The following is a 16,958-nucleotide window of genomic DNA, read 5'->3' as shown; positions in this document are numbered from 1 at the left end:
GGCACCGTGACGGTGCCCCGCCCACGTCGTGCTCTTGACAACGATGTCAGGGGCATTCTTGATGGTCCTATGGCCGTACCGTTGATCGACGCCCGCGGGATCGTGAAGAGCTATGGCCAGGTCGAGGCGCTGCGCGGGGCCGACTTCAGCCTGCGGGCCGGTGAGGTCGTCGCGTTGATCGGCGACAACGGGGCGGGCAAGTCGACGCTGGCGAAGATCCTGTCCGGGGTCGAGCGGGCGGACGGCGGGACGATCGAGGTGGACGGCGAGCCCGTCGTGTTCGGGGCCGTGGAGGAGGCCAGGAGCGCCGGGATCGAGACCGTCCACCAGGATCTCGCACTCTGCGCCGACCTCAGCCCGGCGGGCAACTTCTTTCTCGGCAGGGAACGGCTCAAACCGGGGCTGCTCGGGCTGTTCGGCGTGCTGGACAACGCTGTCATGCGGCGCGAGACGCAGGAGGCGTGCGAGCGGCTCGGGGTGCGGCTGGCGTCCCAGACGGCGCCCGTGTCCGGGTTGTCCGGCGGGCAGCGGCAGGGGGTCGCGGTCGCCAGGGCGGTGACGTGGGCGCGGCGGGTGGTGTTCATGGACGAGCCGACGGCGGCGCTCGGGGTGGTGCAGACGCGGCGGGTGCTCGACCTCATCAGGACCGTACGGGACTCCGGCGTGTCCGTCGTGCTCATCAGCCACAACATGCGGGACGTGATGGCCGTGTCCGACCGGGTCGAGGTGCTGCGGCTGGGGCGCAGGGTGGCCAGGTTCGCGACCGCGAGCGTCTCGATGGAGGAGCTCGTCGGGGCCATGACCGGCGCCATCGAGCAACAGGAGAGCCAGGGATGAAAGGGGTGGCGCGGCTCAGCGGGCCGCAGGTCGTGTGGATCGGGCTGGTGCTGGCCGGGCTGCTGGTGACGTTCGCGGTGCTGGCGCCGCGCTCGTTCCCCACCTCGTTCAACCTGCTGAACCTCGTGAGCGACGCCGCCATCCTGCTGCTCCTGGCCACCGGCATGACGTTCGTGATCATCACGGCCGGAATCGACCTGTCGGTCGGCGGCGTGCTGGTGTTCTCCGCCGTGGCCGCCGCCAAGGTCATCGACGGTACGGGGTCGCTCGCGCTCGGCGCGGCCACCGCGGTCGTGACCGGGCTGGCCTGGGGCGTGCTGAACGGTGTGCTGGTCGCGCTGGGGCGGATCCCCGCGCTGATCGTGACGCTGGGCACCCTGGGCATGTCCCTCGGCGGGGCACTGCTGCTCACCGGCGGCGTCGATCTGCGGGCGCCGGCCGAGCTGAACCTGGGGCTCGGGCTGGCGCGCTGGCTCGGCGTACCGCTGATCGTGTGGATCTGCGCCGCCATCACCGCCGCCCTCGCGCTCACGCTCGCCTTCACCCGCTTCGGCCGCCACACGTATGCGATCGGCTCCAATACCGAGGCCGCCCGGCGCGGCGGCGTCGCCGTCCGCAAGCACCTGATCAAGGTGTACGGCCTGGCCGGGCTGCTGGCCGGGCTGGCGGGGCACCTGTCGCTGGCGAAGTACGGCATCACCGGCGTCTCCGCCCACTCCACCGACAACCTCCAGGCCATCGCCGCCGTCGTCATCGGCGGCACGTCCCTGTTCGGCGGGGTGGGGACGGTGACCGGGACGGTCATCGGCGTGTTCATCCCCGTCGTTCTGCAGAACGGCTTCCAGATTCTCGGCGTGCGGCCGTTCTGGCAGCAGGTGGTGGTGGGCGCCGTGCTCGTCGCCGCCGTCTACGTCGACCAGTGGAGGCGCAGAGCCCGCGATCAGTAAGCCAGGAGGAGGCACCACCATGCGCAAGGCCATGGCCGCTCTCGGAGCACTGCTGATGATCACCGCGTGCGGCGGCGGTGACGGAGGCGGCGGTCAGATCAGGGTCACGCTCGTGCAGGGGCTGGCGGGGGAGGAGTTCTACGAGACCATGGCCTGCGGGGCGCGGGCCAAGGCCAAGGAACTGGGCGTGACGCTCGACGTACAGGGGCCGCAGAAGTTCGATCCGACGCTGCAGACCCCGATCGTGAACTCGGTCGTCGCCGGTAAGCCGGACGCCATGCTCATCGCCCCGACCGACGTCAAGGCCATGATCGCGCCACTGACCCAGGCGAAGCGGCAGGACATCAAGATCATCCTGGTGGACACGGTGGTCGAGGACCAGAGCATCGGGCTGTCCAGGATCAGCACCGACAACCTCAAGGGCGGCGCGGCGGCGGCCAAGGCGCTGTCGGAGCAGATCGGCGGGAAGGGCAAGGCGCTGGTCATCTCCACCGACCCGGGGGTCAGCACCGTGGACGCCCGGATCAAGGGGTTCGAGGAGGAGATCAAGGCGAGCCATCCGGGAATCACCTCCCTCGGCGTGCAGTATTCGCACAACGACGTCGGCGAAGCCTCCAAGATCGTGAACGCGGCGCTGGCGAAGGACCCCGACCTGGCCGGGGTGTTCGCCACGAACCTCAACTCGGCCACCGGCGCGGGCTCGGCGTTGCAGCAGGCGGGCAAGCTGGGGCAGGTCAAGATGGTCGGCTTCGACGCGGGGCCGGCTCAGGTTGAACAGCTCAAGAACGGTGTCGTGCAGGCTCTGATCGCGCAATTGCCCGGGGACATCGGGGCGAAGGGTGTGGAGCAGGCGGTCGCGGCGGTCAAGGGGCAGCAGGTCACCCCTTCGATTCCGACCGAGGCCACGATCGTCACGGCCGGGAACGTGAGCCGGCCGGAGGTGCAGAAGGTCCTCTACAAGGCCGGCTGTTAGCTCGCCACCGCACTTCGGCGTGAAGAAGACGGGGCGGGTCAGGCCGGGAGGGCGGCGAGGAGGAAGGCGAGGCGGGCGGCGGCGGACTCGACGTCGTCCGTCGTGCCGAGGCGGTAGCCCCACGAGGTGATGAAGGCCCCCTCGTCCGAGCACGTCACGGTCTCCGCGAGCGTGGCCGAGAACCGGTTGCGGACCGCCACGTAAGCCGGGTCGCTGGCCAGGGCGAGGCTCTGGACCGACAGGTCGGCGTGACGACCCGCGTGCCAGGCGAACCGCTCGAGGCAGAGCGCGGTATCAAGCATCATGCGTCACCTCCGCAACGTCTCGCGACAGAATTGCACGATCTTGCGGTAGGTGGCAAGCAATTGCTGCGTTTAATGTGGAGTTTGTTTCCGGTAATCGTGAAGAATGCTGATGATGACCTCCCGTCCGGTTTCCTGAAACTCCGCAACCTTCGCGTAATCGTCGAAAGCACGCACATAGAAGGCGATGTCATCGGGATCGCGCAGGATCAGGTCCTTCGTCATCGTGGCGACGGCGACCATGGCCTCGTTGTAGATCCAGAAGCCGTTGATCGGGTTGGACGGGAGCTCGGTGCCGAACGGGATCACGCCGAACTCCACGTTCGGCAGTGTGCTGACGGCCAGCAGGCGGTCGAGCTGGCCGCGCATGACCTCGGCCGGGGCCAGGCAGGTGCGCAGCGCGGCCTCCGTCACCACGAACCTGAACGTGCGCGTCCGGTCGTAGAGGATCTCCTGGCGCTGCATCCGCACGCGGACCGCCGCGTCGATCTGGTCGGCCGCGCTGTAGAGCCGCTTGACCTTCTGGAACACGTGCCGGGCGTATTCGGAGGTCTGCAGCAGGCCCACGATGATGCCCGGCTCGAAGACGCGGAACAGCTTGGTGCGCGCCTCCAGGTCGCGGACGTCCTCCTGGATGGCGGCAAGGCCGCTGCGATGGCGCTGTTTCCAGTCGTCATGCCGTTCGAACAGGGCGATCGACTGCCTGATCAGCTCGTCTGTCGTGTCGGGCGAGGCGCTGACGGCCTGCGCCCACACGACCACGTCGTCCTCGGTCGCCGTCTGGCGGGCGTTCTCCAGTCTGGACACCTTGGAGGGCTGCCAGCGCAGCCGCTCCGCCAGATCCTTGCCCGACAGATGGGCGGCCTCGCGCAGCTGACGGAGCTGGCTGCCGAGGTCGATGCGCGCCTGCTGAAAGGACGTCACGCGGCAAGAGGCTAGCCGCGCCGGGGCCGATCATGCCAGCGTCCATCGCAATTGTGATCAACCGGTTGCCGTGGGTGCTCCATCGCTGGTCGGGAAAGCGTTTGCCGGGTCGTCGCGCAGAACCTGGCGGGCGATCCGCGTGAGGAGTTCGCGGGGCACTTCGACCGCGCCCTCGCCGTCGAGGACGTCCCGGAGGTCGGCCAGCGCCTCCGCGTCGGTGACCTGCAGACCTTGCACGACGATGGTGCCGCGGTCGGTCTCGTACAAGGTGGGACAGGCGCCCGCCTCCGAGGTCGATCCCAGGAACCGCATTCGCATGACGATCCTTCCCCGATAACAGATGCAATTGCGCGCAATTGTACGTCTCGGAGGTGAACGTGTGATCGTTTTTCGGGAAATAACGGTCAGCCGAGCGCGCCCTCCATGAACTCCCGTGCCCGCCCGAACAACTCCAGCGTCGTCGCGTGCAGCAGATCTCCGATGTCCCTGGGCGCCTTTCCGGCGTACGCCCGCGCGTGAGTGCCCTCCAGCACGATGCCGAGTTTGAAGCAGGCCATGACCGCGTACCACTCGACGGCCGACATGTCGCGCTCCGACAACGCCGCGTAGTACGCGATGATGTCGCGCGGCGGCGGCAGCCCCGGCACGTGGCCGCTGTTCGAGGGCCACGTGGCCAGCAGCCAGCCCAGGTCGAGCAGCGGGTCGCCGATCGTGCACATCTCCCAGTCCACGATCGCGGCCACACGGGGGCCGTCGGAGGCGAACATCAGGTTCGCGAAGTGGTAGTCGCCGTGCATGATCCCCGGCGTGAAGGTGCGCGGCGTGCGGCGGATCAGCCAGTCGGCCGTCTCCGGCAGGCCCGGAATGTCGGGTCCGGGATAGCCGTCCAGCTCACCGTAGGAATCCAGCTCCCTGAGCCAGCGCGGCACCTGCCGCTCCAGGAAGCCCTCGGGCCGCCCGAACCCCGGCAGCACCGCCGGATCGACCCGGCCCAGCTCGGCCAGCGCCGCCGCGGCCTCCAGCCCCATCCGGTGCCTGATCGCCGGGTCGGAGGCGTGCGGCTCCGGCAGCCCGGTCGAGGGGTTGAACCCGGCCACCGGCTCCATCAGGTAGAAGACCGGCTCCCGCGCGGTCTGCGCGGCCACCAGCCTGGGCGCGGCGACGGGCGTGTCGCGCAGCGCCGCCAGCACCCGCGCCTCACGCCGCAGCACCTCGTTGCTCTTGCTGCGGGCGTGCATGGGAGGCCGGCGCAGAATGTACGCCCGGCCGCCGCGCTCGAAGCGCACCATGACGTTCTGCGTGCCGCCCAGGACCGGCGCCGTGCCGATGATCGGGCCGCCGGGCAGCCCCTGGGCGTCCATCCACGCGCCGAGCGCGGCGAAGTCGATGGCGCCGACGTCGATGTGGGTGGAGGTCATGTACCAACCCCTCGGCAGAATGATATTCTAGAAGCCGACCCTATGAGAGCGCCGAGCCGACGGTCAACCGGGCATCATGATCACATGGACTACGTTGCGGCGCTCGATGTCGGCGGCACCACCATGAAAGGCGGCCTCGTCGCCCGTGACGGGACCGTTCACGACCTGCGGCGACGGCCGACCCCGCGGGCCGAGGGCCCCGAGCGCGTGATCGCCGCCATCTCGGCCTTCGCCGCCGACCTCGCCCGGCCCCGGGCCGGGATCCGGCCGCTGGCGGTGGGGCTGGCCGTGCCCGGGCTGGTCACGGCCACGCACGCGGTCTTCTCCGCCGCGTTCGGGTGGCGCGACGTGCCGGTGGCCGCGTTCACGGAAGGCGTGGACCTGCCGGTCGCGCTGGGGCACGACGTGCGCTCGGCCGGGGAGGCGGAGATGGCCTTCGGGTCGGGCGGCGACGACGTCCTGTATCTGCCCATCGGCACCGGGATCGCGGGCGCGCTGGTGCTGTCGAAAGCCCTGTACGGTGGCGCCGGCGGCTGGGCCGGGCAGATCGGGCACATCCCGGTGCGGCCCGGCGGGGCGGCGTGCGGGTGCGGCGGGCGGGGGTGCCTGGCGGCGTACGCGTCGGGCGGGGCCATGGCGGCACGCTACGGGGTCGACGGGGCCGAGGAGGTCGCCAGGAGGGCCGGCGAAGGGGACGCCCGCGCGGCGGAGGTGTGGGACGAGGCCGTGGCGGCGCTCGCGCTGGCGCTGACCACGTACACGCTGCTGCTCGATCCCGCGGCCATCGTCATCGGGGGCGGGGTCGCGCAGGCGGGCGGCACGCTGCTCGTGCCGCTGCGCGAACGCATGGCCGGACTGCTGGCCTTCCGGCGGCCGCCGCCGATCCGGACCTCCAGGCTCGGGGCGGTGGCCGGGGTGATGGGGGCGGGGCTACTGGGGTGGCGGGCCCTGTAGCCCGGCGGGCACCTCGACCTCCCGCGCGCGCAGCTCCTCGCCCAGGGCCTTCGCCTGCGGGTCCATGCGAGGGCTCGCCGCGACGCCCCTGCCCAGGAGGCCGTGGACGACGAAGTTCAGGGCCTTGAGGTTGGGCAGGTCGTGGCGGTCGACGCGGCAGGCGGCCAGGCCGGGCAGGAGCTCCTTGAGCCTGTCTACGGTCAGGTACGCCGCCAGCCAGTCGTAGCGGTCCTGGGTATCGGTCCAGACGCCCAGGTTGGCGTTGCCGCCCTTGTCACCCGACCGCGCCCCGGCGATGCGGCCCAGCGGGATCACGGCACCTCCCTCCACCGGCGGCACCGGCGCTGGATCGGGGACCTCGGGGACGGCGGGCACCGCGAGCGGGATTTCGGCCAGGAAAGGGACCCGCTCGCCGTTCAGGAAGACCTCGGGGTGGACCTCCGTGGCCGGGACCAGGACCGGCCAGTAGACCCCGTACGGCGACGCGTTCCCGGGCGGGGTCAGGCCGTAGAAGCCCGGATAGCTGGCCAGCCCCGTCTCCACCACGGCCGAGGAGAAGGCGCGGCCCGCCTTCTGGGCGTCGGCGTCCATCACCGTGATGCGCAGCAGGCCCGAGTCCGTCAGGGTCACGTCCACGGCGTCGAAGGACTCGCGGGGGATCCTGGCCCAGATCGCCTCCTCCGCCACCCGGGCCTTGGCCGGCAGGTCGAGGCCGGTCAGGACGAGGGTCATCGTGTTGCGGTAGCCGCCCAGGTAGTTGACGGCGACCTTGAGGGTGCCGGGCGGGGGTTCGCCGCGGACGCCCGACACCAGGACGCGGTCGGGGCCGTCGTCGGACAGGGTGATGGTGTCGAACCTGGCCACCACGTCGGGGCCCAGGTAACGGGGGCCGCCGAGCTCGTACACGAGCTGGGCCGTGACCGTGCCGATCGAGACCAGGCCGCCCGTGCCGGGATGCTTGGTGATCACGGCGGAGCCGTCCGCGCGCAGCTCGGCGAGGGGGAACCCGCAGTGGGCGAGGTCCGGTACGTCCTGGAAGAACGCGTAGTTGCCGCCCGTGGCCTGGCAGCCGCACTCGATGACGTGGCCCGCCACCACCGAGCCCGCCAGCGGGTCGAGATCGTCCGGCCCCCACCCGTACCGCCAGATGCCAGGACCGGTCACCAGGGCCGCGTCCGTCACGCGGCCCGTCACCACCACGTCCGCGCCCGCCGACAGCGCGGCCGCGATCGGCCGGCCGCCGAGGTAGGCGTTGGCGGTCAGCGGCGTGGCGTCGAGGCGCTCGCCGGTGTCGGCGTTGACGAGGTCGAGCGGGTGGCCCGTGAGGTCGTCGCCGGTCACGTACGCGACGGCGGGGGAGAGGCCGAGGCGGGCGGCCAGCTCGTGTACGGCCTCCGCGCACCCCGCCGGATCCAGCCCGCCCGCGTTCGTCACGATCTTGATGCCCCGGTCGAGGCAGGGCCCCAGGACGTCTTCGAGCTGGCGCAGGAAGGTCGGCGCGTAGCCGGGACGGCCCTTGAGCCGGTTGCCGGCCAGGATGAGCATGGTCAGCTCGGCCAGCCAGTCGCCGGTCAGCACGTCGATCGGCCCGCCCTCGACCATCTCCCTGGCCGCCGAGAGCCGGTCGCCGTAGAAGCCGCTGCAGTTGGCGACGCGCAGGGCCGGCCCGCTCATCCCGCCGGCACCCACTTCGGGGAGCGCTTGCCCATGTACGCCGCGATGCCCTCCTGGCCCTCCGCCGAGGTGAAGCGCTCGGCCGACAACTCGGTCATCTGACGCAGCCCCTCCGCGAACGACACCTCGGGCACCTCCCTGACCAGCCGCTTCGTGATCGCCAGCGCCTCGGGGCCGCCCTTCATCAGCATCCCGGCGTAGTGCGCGACGGTGGCGTCCAGCTCGTCGTCCGGGACGGCCCGCGACAGCAGCCCGATCTCGGCGGCCCTGGCCGCGTCGAACACCTCGCCGGTCAGGAGGTATTCGGCCGCCGCGCGGGAGCTCAGTCTCCTCAGTACCGGCACCGAGATCATCGCGGGCGCGACGCCGAGGCGTACCTCCGTGAACGCGAACGACGCTGTCAGCGGCGCGATCGCGAAGTCGCACGCCGCCACCAGCCCCAGCCCGCCCGCCCTGGCGGTGCCGTTGAGACGGCAGATCACCGGCTTGGGGCTGTCCCAGATCACCTGCAGGACGTCGGGGAACGACGCCGTCACCGGGGCGTCGGAGCCGCGCTGCTCCTTGATGTCGGCCCCGGAGCAGAACACCTTGCCCGTGGCGGTCAGCACGATCACCCGGGCCGCCGGTTCGGCCAGCGCCCAGGTGAGGTGGTCGGCCAGCTCGCCGAGCAGGCGTACGGACAGGGCGTTGCGGTTGGGCGGCGAGTCCAGCGTGACGGTCGCCACGCCCGCCGCGAGGTCCTTGTGAACCAGGCTCATGAGTCCACCTTCTGGATGATCGCCAGCACGGCGCCCGCGTCCACCTGCCGGCCCTTCTCCACCTGTATCTCGGCCACCACGCCGTCCGACGGCGCGGCGATCCGATGCTCCATCTTCATCGCCTCCAGCACCAGGATCGCCTGGCCCTTCGTCACCCGGTCGCCGGGCTCCACCTCGACGCGCAGCACGCTGCCCGGCATGGGGGCCAGGAGGGAGCCGGGGGCGACGTGCTCGACGGGCTCAGGGAGGTGGGGGACGGGGGTCAGCTCGGCACGCCCGCCGGCGTGGTCGACACAGACCAGGCCGTCGTAGTGGGCCACCTCGAACGTACGGCGGACGCCGTCACGCTCCAGGATCACCTGGTACGGGTCCGCGCCGAGCACGGTGACGCCCTCGGGGAGCGGGTCGTAGACGACCTCGGCCTCCTCGAACCGGGCGCGGCGGGGCTGGGAGCGCACGTTGCGCCAGCCGCTCGGCAGGCCCGCCAGCGCCGGCGCGCCACGGCGGTTGCCGGCGGCCACGGCGAGGGCGGCGGCCAGCACCGCCAGGTCGTCGATCGGCTTCGCGGTGTCCCACACGGGGCCGTCCAGGAAGCCGGTGTGCGTCTCACCCGCCACAAAATCCCGATTTATCAGGATCTCTAGAAGCAAGTCCCGGTTCGTCGTCAGGCCGTGCAGTTTCGCCCCGCGCAGGGCGGCGACCAGCTTGCGCACCGCCGCCGCCCGCGTCGGCCCATGGGCGACGATCTTGGCCAGCATCGCGTCGTAGTGCGGCGACACCACGGACCCCGACTCCACCCCGGCGTCCACCCGCACGTCGCCGGGCACCTCGAACCGCCGCAGCACCCCGGTCTGCGGCAGGTAGGCCGAGTCCTCCGCGTACAGCCGCGCCTCGACCGCGTGCCCGGCCGGCGCGGGCGGCCCCGGCGGCAGCGTGGCCCCTTCCGTCACTTCGAGCTGCAGCCGTACGAGATCGACCCCGTAGACCAGCTCGGTGACCGGATGCTCGACCTGGAGCCGGGTGTTCATCTCCAGGAACGCCACCCGGTCGCCCTTGACCAGGAACTCCACCGTCCCGGCCCCGACGTAGCCGATCTTCTGGGCGGCCCTGACCGCCGACTCGTACAGCAGCTCCCTGACCGCGTCCGAGATCCCGGGCGACGGGCACTCCTCGATCACCTTCTGGTGTCGCCGCTGCACACTGCACTCGCGCTCGCCCAGCGCCCACACATCGCCGTGCCGGTCGGCCAGGATCTGCACCTCGACGTGCCGGGCCCGCTCCAGCAGCGGCTCGGCGAACACCGTGCCGTCGCCGAACGCCGACGCGGCCTCCCGCCGCGCCGACTCGACCGCGCCGGCCAGCTCCCCGGCCGCGCGCACGATCCGCATGCCGCGCCCGCCCCCGCCCGCCGACGCCTTCACCAGCAGCGGGAACTCGCCGGGAGCGGCGGGGTCGAGCGACGGCAGGACGGGCACGCCGGCCTCCGCCATCAGCCGCTTGGCCTCGATCTTGGACCCCATGGCCGCGATCGCCTCGGGCGGCGGGCCGACCCACACCAGGCCGGCCGCCAGCACGGCCCGCGCGAAGTCCGCGTTCTCGGACAGGAAGCCGTAGCCGGGATGCACGGCGTCCGCGCCGGAGGCCCGGCAGGCCGCCAGCACCCGCTCGATGTCCAGGTAGGTGCCGGCGGGCCGGGCGCCGGGCAGGCGTACCGCCAGATCGGCCTCGGCCACGTGCGGCGCGTCCGCGTCGGGGTCGGAGAACACGGCGACAGTGGAGATGCCGAGCGCCCGGCAGGTGCGGAACACGCGCCGGGCGATCTCACCCCGGTTCGCGACGAGCAGACGAGTGATCACGGCCGGAACACCCCGAATCTACCCGGCTCGGGCACCGGCGCGCTGTTGACCGCCGACAGGCACATGCCCAGCACCGTACGCGTGTCGCGCGGATCGATGACCCCGTCGTCGTAGAGGCGCCCGGACAGGAAGAACGCCAGCGACTCGGCCTCGATCTGGGCCTCCACCATCGCCCGCATCGCCGCGTCGGCCTCCTCGTCGTAAACCTGCCCCCTGGCCGCCGCCGACGCCCGGCCGACGATCGACAGGACCCCCGCGAGCTGCGCGGGCCCCATCACCGCCGACTTGGCGCTCGGCCAGCTGAACAGGAAGCGGGGGTCGTAGGCGCGCCCGCACATGCCGTAGTTGCCGGCCCCGTACGAGGCCCCCATGACGACGGTCAGGTGCGGGACGGTCGAGTTGGACACGGCGTTGATCATCATGGCGCCGTGCTTGATGATGCCGCCCTGCTCGTACTCCTTGCCGACCATGTAACCGGTCGTGTTCTGCAGGAACACCAGCGGGGTGCGCGACTGGTCGGCGAGCTGGATGAACTGGGTGGCCTTCTGCGACTCCTCGCTGAACAGCACACCCCTGGCGTTCGCCAGCACCCCCACCGGATAGCCGTGGATCCGCGCCCACCCCGTCACCAGCGAGGCCCCGTACAGCGGCTTGAACTCCTCGAACTCGCTGCCGTCCACCACCCGCGCGAGCACCTCCCGGGGGTCGAACGGCACCTTCAGGTCCTCGGGCACGATGCCGAGCAGGTCGTCCGCCGGATACGCCGGCTCGCGCACGTCCGTGCCGGGCGTGACGCCCCGTTTGCGCCAGTCGAGCGAGCGCACGATGCGCCGGCCGATCCGCAGCGCGTCGTACTCGTCCTGCGCCAGGTGGTCGGCCAGCCCGCTGACCCGGGCGTGCATCTCGGCGCCGCCCAGCGACTCGTCGTCGGACTCCTCGCCGGTGGCCATCTTGACCAGCGGCGGACCGCCCAGGAACACCTTGGCGCGATCGCGGACCATCACGACGTGGTCGCTCATGCCGGGCACGTACGCGCCGCCGGCCGTGGAGTTGCCGAACACGAGCGCGACGGTCGGGATGCCCGCCGCCGACAGCCGGGTCAGGTCGCGGAAGATCTGCCCGCCGGGGATGAAGATCTCCTTCTGCGTCGGCAGGTCCGCGCCGCCGCTCTCGACCAGATTCACGTACGGGAGCCGGTTGCGCAGCGCGATGTCGGCCGCCCGCAGGCTCTTCTTCAGCGTCCAGGGGTTGGAGGCGCCGCCGCGGACGGTGGGATCGTTCGCCGTGATCACGCACTCGACGCCCTCGATCACCCCGATCCCCGACACCATGCTCGCCCCGACGGGGAAGTCGCTGCCCCACGCGGCCAGCGGCGACAGCTCCAGGAAAGGGGAGTCGGGGTCCACGAGCAGCTCGACGCGCTCCCTGGCGAGCAGTTTGCCCCGGCGGCGGTGGCGCTCGACGTATTTCTCGCCGCCGCCGGCCACCGCCTTGGCGTGCTCGGCGTCGAGGTCGGCCAGCTTGGCGAGCATCGCCGCGCGCCGCAGCGCGTGTTCCTCGCTCGTGGTGTCGAGCCTGCTTCTTATCACGCGCCCTCCTCGGTGGCCGGAATTGACGTCGGCGTCAATCCGATGGCCCGCGCCCACAACCGGGTCAGATGGTCAACGGCCGCCTCCTCGCCCGACTCCTCGCCCAACTCTTCGCCCAGGTCGAGCCACACGTGGGCGAAGTGCTCCACCATCCCGCCCAGCATCACGGCGGTCAGCCGGGGGTCGAGCGACGGGTCGGCCAGCCCCTGCTCCTGCAGCCGCCGCAGCCCGTCAGCGCCCCGGCGCACGAACACCTCGCGCAGCTCCAGCAGCAGCCGCCCGAACCGGCCGTCGGCGGTGGCGGCCTGTTCGAGCATCCGGACCAGCCGTGAGTTGGCCGCCCAGGCGCGCAGGTAGAGGCGGTTGGCCGCCTCGATGCGGGCGTACGGGTCGTCGGGGGCCGCCGCGCCCACCACGCTGGCCGCGAACATCTCGCCGACCACCGCCTCCGCCACCTCGCCGAACAGCGCTTCCTTGGAGTCGAAGTAGGTGTAGAAGGTGCCGTGGGAGACCCGGGCCCGCCGGCACACGTCGTCGATCCGCACGGCGTCGTAGCCGTGCTCCTCGAACGCCTCGCGCCCGGCCTGCAGCAGCGCGGCGCGCGTCCGCCGGCCCTTCGAGGTCGGCACCGGAGATCTGACGATCACGTCAATCACGCTAGCGCAGCGCGGTCCCCGGGAACAGAGAAAGCCGCCGCCCGGTCGTACCGGACGGCGGCTCTTCCTTTCGTCAGAGGATCAGGTGCAGTGGCTCCAGCCGGACTTCCACGTCTGGCCGCCCCAGCTACCGCCCCAGATCACGCACTTCTTGTACGCCGACAGACGCACCGGGCCCGCGTACGCGGTGAACCTGCCCGGGTTGCTCCCGCTGCCGCCGCCCTTGACCTGCAGGATGGCGTTCATCTGCATCTTGCCCGGATACACCATGGCCGACAGGGTCGCCACGCAGTTCATCTTCGTGCCGGCGTTGTAGGCCAGGTAGATGGTGGCGCGGCCGAGCGCGTGACTGTCGATCACCTTGTAGCCGGAGCCGCAGACCTGCGTCGCGGTGAAGGTGCTCTTGTACGGCGGCTTCACCGTCGGCTTGGGCGTGGGCTTCGTGGTGGGCTTCGTGGTGGGCTTGGTCGTCGGCTTCTTCGTGGGCGCGACCGTGGGCTGCGGCCCGGAGGAGGCCGTCGGCTTGCCCGTCGGCTCCGTGTCGGGCTCGACCAGCGTCGGGTCGACGACCTTCTTCTTGGTCTTGGTCGGCGTGGGCTCGGGCCTGGGGGCCTTCGTGGTCGTCTGGGGCCGCGGGGCCTCCGTGACCACGGTGGGCACCTGGGCGATGGGCTCCTTGGTGGGCTTGGCGGACTTCTTGTCCTTGTCCGGCTCGATGTCCAGGACCGGCACCGAAGGAGTGGCGTCGGTGCTCGGGAGCACGGGGACCGAGGTCTGCTGGTCGGCGGTGGCCGGCGGCTCGCCGGGCTGTCCCGCGCCGGAGCCGTTGCCCGAGTTGGTCTTGTTCGAGGAGTTGCCCACGGCGACGACCGGGATCTCCTTGTTGTTCGCCTGCACCAGGACGGCACCGACGACCACGAGAGCGGCCGCGGCGGCGGCTCCCGACAGGGCCAGGGTCAGGGTACGACGCTGCTTGGCGGGCGCTCCGTCCTCGGGCCCACCCGACTTACCACCACCGGCGCCACCGGTCGCGAACCGCTGCCCGGCCTGCGCCTGCCCACCCTGCGGCCCACCGCGGGCTCCAGGCTGCCCGCCCATCGGCCCGGCCTGCGGGCTACCCATGGGACCGGCCTGCGGGCCACCCATGGGGCTGCCCTGCTGACCGCCCATGGCACCGGCCTGCGGGCCGCCCATCGGACCGGCCTGGCCGGGCACTCCCGGCTGCTGCGGTCCACCCGGCATTCCGGGGCCGCCCGCCATTCCAGGGCCGCCCGGTATCCCGGGCTGGGGCACGCCGTAGGGCGCCCCGGCGTGGGGACCCTGGGGGCCACCTGCCTGGGGACCTTGAGGGCCGCTCGCCTGCGGGCCACCGTGGAGTGTGCCGCCGTGGGGTCCGGCGGACTGCGGGCCGCCCTGAGGCGCGCTCGTCTGGGGGCCGCCGGGCATTCCGGCCTGGGCGCCCTGCGCGGCGGCGGCCGCGGCCTGGCCGTAGTCGCCCGTCTGGGGCGGGGCCACGGACTGCGGGCCGGTCTGGAGCGCGCCGTTCGCGGGGATGGGGTTCGGCTGGGTCCAGGGGCCGGGGTAAGACTGCCCGGCACCAGTGGCGGCGGCACCGGCGGCACCGGCCGCAGCAGCGGCGGCGGCTCCGGCGGTGTTCTGGGAGCCGGTCACCGGTTCGATGGCCGACTTGGGTGCGGGCTGGCCCGTGAGCTGGACGATGAGCTCGTCCGCGCTCGGCCGCTGCGCCGGATCCTTGGACAGGCAGGCGGCCACCAGGTCGCCCAGCACGCCGCCCTCCATCTTCCCGAGCTCCGGCTCCTCGTTCAGGATCCGGTTCATCACCACGGGAATGGAGTCGGCGCCGAACGCGGGCTTGCCCGTCGCGGCGAACACCATCGTGACGCCCCACGCGAACACGTCGGCCGCCTCGGACACCGCCGCCCCGCTGAGCTGCTCGGGCGCCAGGTAAGACGGCGTCCCCATGGCCATCCCCGTGGCCGTCGCGCCGGGAGAGTCGAGCGCGCGGGCGATGCCGAAGTCGATCACCACGGGACCCTCGGGCCCCATGAGCACGTTCGCCGGCTTGAAGTCGCGGTGCAGGATCCCCGCGCGGTGAATGGCCGCGAGCGCGGTGGCCGTACTGATGGCCAGCCGTTCCAGCGCCGCGCCCCGCCGCGGACCCTCGTTGATGACAAGCTCGCGCAGCGACGGCCCGGGCACGTACTCGCTCACGATGTACGGCCGGCTCCCGTCAAGGTCGGCGTGCAGCACGGGAGCGGTACAGAACCGGGCGACCCGCTGAGCCACCGCCACCTCGCGCAGGAACCGCGTCCTGGCGTCGGCGTCGGCCACCAGGGCATGGTGCAGCAGCTTGACCGCCGCCTGCTCCCCGGAGTCGCTCTTGCCCAAGTAGACAACGCCCTGGCCACCCTCGCCGAGCCGGGCGACGATGTCGTACGCCCCCAGCCGCCGCGGATCGTCCGCCGCCAGCGGCTGGAACTGATTCACGTCAGACCCCCATCACAACCCAATAGATGTGGCAAAACGCTACCAGCGTGACACTTGGGACGTCTGCCGGACCTGACAGAAGTTTCACGTTCTGACGAAGAAAGTCAGTGTTCCCCCGCAGGTCGTGTGCGCTTCTGTGGGCAAGGTCACGGCTTGGTCAAGCCGGGATCAGATGGCCTTGCCCGGGTTGAGCAGGCCCAGCGGGTCGAAGACCGCCTTGATCCCGCGCTGGATCTCGGTGCCCACCGGCCCCGCCTCCAGCTCCAGCCACCGCTGCTTCAACAGCCCGACCCCGTGTTCGCCGGTGAGCGTGCCGCCGAGCGCCAGGGCCTGCCTGAACACCTCGTCCGCCGCCGCCCACACCTCCGCCGGTGGCTCCAGGGTGCCGTGCTCGAAGATGAAGACCGGGTGCACGTTGCCGTCGCCCGCGTGCGCCACCGTGGCGATCCGCACGTCGTGCCGTACGGCCGCCGCCTCGATCGCGGTGATCATGTCGGGCAGCGCGGACCGGGGCACGCAGATGTCCTCGACCAGGCAGGCGCCCATGCGCTCCTTGGCCCCGTACGCCAGCCGCCGCACCCCGATCAGCTCCTCGGCCTCCTCCGGGCTGGACGACACGGCCACGAACGAGGCGCCGTGCTCCATGCACAGCCGCTCCATGCGCTCGACCATGGCGTCGGCGTCGGTCGCGTCCGACTGGCCGATCAGCATGGCCTGCGTCGAGGATTCGAGCCCGATGTTGCGCCAGTCGTCGATGGCCTGGAGCGTGGCCCGGTCGAGCAGCTCCATGAGCGACGGCTGGCAGCCGGCCGCCATGATCGCCGACACGGCGGCCCCGGCGTCCCGCAGCGAGCCGAACTCGGCCGCGAACGTCGACGGCGGCGCGATGGGCGCGCGGCGCAGCCGTACCGTGGCGGCGGTGATCACGCCGAGCGTGCCCTCGGAGCCGACGAACAGGCCGGTCAGGTCGTAGCCCGTGACGCCCTTCATCGTGCGCCGGCCGGTGTTCAGGATCCGGCCGTCGGCCAGCACGACTTCGAGGCCGAGTGCGGAGTCCCTGGTCACGCCGTATTTCACGCAGCGCAGCCCACCGGCGTTGGTGGCCAGGTTGCCGCCGATCGTGGAGATCTCGTACGAAGAGGGGTCCGGCGCGTACATGAGGCCGTGTTCCCTGGCCGCCCGGTCGAGGTCCGCGTTGATGACGCCCGGCTCCACCACGGCGATCTCGTCGGCGGGGGAGAGCTCCCTGATCGCGGTCATCTTGGCCAGTGACAGGACGATCGCGCCGTCACTGGCGACGGACGCGCCCGCCAGCCCGGTGCCCGCGCCGCGCGGAACCACGGGCACCCGGTGCTCGGTGGCCCACTTCATGGTCGTCACCACGTCGTCGCGCGAGGTGGCGAGCACCACGCCGAGCGCCTTGCCCGGCTCCAGGAACGTGCGGTCGCGGGCATAGGAGTCGATCACGTCCGGGTCGGTCACGACCTGGGCTTCGGACAGAGAGTTCACCAAGGCATCAATCGGTCTCACACCATGCACTCTATGGTTTGCGCAGTGCGTTC

General features: G+C 71.7%; 15 protein-coding genes. 4 read left to right on the top strand and 11 right to left on the bottom strand.

Annotated elements, in window-relative coordinates; all coding sequences use genetic code 11:
* Positions 1-69 precede the first annotated feature (69 nt).
* From C4V41_RS07780 to C4V41_RS07770, 3 genes are read left to right on the top strand one after another with little or no spacing between them, the layout of a single operon-like run.
* The gene (locus C4V41_RS07780; RefSeq protein ID WP_103955076.1) at positions 70-837 is read left to right on the top strand and encodes an ATP-binding cassette domain-containing protein; all 768 of its coding nucleotides are present in this window, start codon (positions 70-72) and stop codon (positions 835-837) included.
* Positions 834-1,784, top strand: coding sequence for an ABC transporter permease (locus C4V41_RS07775; protein ID WP_103955075.1), 951 nt, complete (start codon positions 834-836; stop codon positions 1,782-1,784). The genes C4V41_RS07780 and C4V41_RS07775 overlap by 4 nt, the downstream gene beginning before the upstream one ends.
* Before the next feature lie 19 nt (positions 1,785-1,803).
* Entirely contained in the window at positions 1,804-2,757 is a 954-nt protein-coding gene (locus tag C4V41_RS07770; protein ID WP_103955074.1) for an ABC transporter substrate-binding protein, read from the top strand.
* A 38-nt stretch (positions 2,758-2,795) separates the two neighbouring features.
* On the opposite strand, the gene C4V41_RS07765 is transcribed toward C4V41_RS07770, so the two are convergent.
* From C4V41_RS07765 to C4V41_RS07750, 4 genes are all read right to left on the bottom strand, one after another.
* The gene (locus C4V41_RS07765) at positions 2,796-3,062 is read right to left on the bottom strand and encodes a hypothetical protein (RefSeq protein ID WP_103955073.1); all 267 of its coding nucleotides are present in this window, start codon (positions 3,060-3,062) and stop codon (positions 2,796-2,798) included.
* Between the two features lie 69 nt (positions 3,063-3,131).
* Positions 3,132-3,983, bottom strand: a complete 852-nt coding sequence (locus C4V41_RS07760) for a helix-turn-helix domain-containing protein (RefSeq protein WP_103955072.1) — start codon at positions 3,981-3,983, stop codon at positions 3,132-3,134.
* 57 nt (positions 3,984-4,040) lie between these two features.
* Positions 4,041-4,301 carry a hypothetical protein gene (locus tag C4V41_RS07755; RefSeq protein WP_103955071.1) on the bottom strand — a complete coding sequence of 87 codons (261 nt, stop codon included), beginning with the start codon at positions 4,299-4,301 and terminating at the stop codon, positions 4,041-4,043.
* 86 nt (positions 4,302-4,387) lie between these two features.
* On the bottom strand, positions 4,388-5,401 hold the full coding sequence (locus tag C4V41_RS07750) for a phosphotransferase family protein (protein WP_103955070.1): 1,014 nt from the start codon (positions 5,399-5,401) through the stop codon (positions 4,388-4,390).
* An 84-nt stretch (positions 5,402-5,485) separates the two neighbouring features.
* On the opposite strand from C4V41_RS07750, the gene C4V41_RS07745 reads away from it, so the two are divergent.
* Entirely contained in the window at positions 5,486-6,355 is an 870-nt protein-coding gene (locus tag C4V41_RS07745; protein ID WP_103955069.1) for an ROK family protein, read from the top strand.
* Here C4V41_RS07745 and C4V41_RS07740 read toward each other — a convergent pair.
* The 7 genes from C4V41_RS07740 to C4V41_RS07710 form a co-directional block, all read right to left on the bottom strand.
* Positions 6,332-8,029: an acyclic terpene utilization AtuA family protein gene (locus tag C4V41_RS07740; RefSeq protein WP_103955686.1), complete on the bottom strand. Its 1,698-nt coding sequence runs from the start codon at positions 8,027-8,029 to the stop codon at positions 6,332-6,334. The two genes, C4V41_RS07745 and C4V41_RS07740, sit on opposite strands and share 24 nt — an antisense overlap.
* Positions 8,026-8,787 carry an enoyl-CoA hydratase-related protein gene (locus C4V41_RS07735; RefSeq protein WP_103955068.1) on the bottom strand — a complete coding sequence of 254 codons (762 nt, stop codon included), beginning with the start codon at positions 8,785-8,787 and terminating at the stop codon, positions 8,026-8,028. The genes C4V41_RS07740 and C4V41_RS07735 overlap by 4 nt, the downstream gene beginning before the upstream one ends.
* Positions 8,784-10,643, bottom strand: a complete 1,860-nt coding sequence (locus tag C4V41_RS07730; protein ID WP_103955067.1) for an ATP-binding protein — start codon at positions 10,641-10,643, stop codon at positions 8,784-8,786. Before C4V41_RS07730 ends, C4V41_RS07735 begins: the two co-directional genes overlap by 4 nt.
* Positions 10,640-12,175, bottom strand: coding sequence for an acyl-CoA carboxylase subunit beta (locus tag C4V41_RS07725; protein WP_103955685.1), 1,536 nt, complete (start codon positions 12,173-12,175; stop codon positions 10,640-10,642). Before C4V41_RS07725 ends, C4V41_RS07730 begins: the two co-directional genes overlap by 4 nt.
* A gap of 53 nt (positions 12,176-12,228) precedes the next feature.
* Entirely contained in the window at positions 12,229-12,879 is a 651-nt protein-coding gene (locus C4V41_RS07720) for a TetR/AcrR family transcriptional regulator (protein WP_235029964.1), read from the bottom strand.
* Positions 12,880-12,969: 90 nt separating this feature from the next.
* Positions 12,970-15,396 carry a serine/threonine protein kinase gene (locus C4V41_RS64065; protein ID WP_235029963.1) on the bottom strand — a complete coding sequence of 809 codons (2,427 nt, stop codon included), beginning with the start codon at positions 15,394-15,396 and terminating at the stop codon, positions 12,970-12,972.
* Between the two features lie 168 nt (positions 15,397-15,564).
* Positions 15,565-16,926: an FAD-binding oxidoreductase gene (locus C4V41_RS07710; protein WP_235029962.1), complete on the bottom strand. Its 1,362-nt coding sequence runs from the start codon at positions 16,924-16,926 to the stop codon at positions 15,565-15,567.
* Between the last annotated feature and the right edge of the window lie 32 nt (positions 16,927-16,958).

It is taken from the genome of Nonomuraea solani (assembly GCF_900108335.1).
Taxonomy (GTDB): domain Bacteria; phylum Actinomycetota; class Actinomycetes; order Streptosporangiales; family Streptosporangiaceae; genus Nonomuraea; species Nonomuraea solani.
The sequence above is the reverse complement of the archived record's forward strand: the minus strand, read 5'-3'. Positions and strand labels throughout refer to the sequence as shown.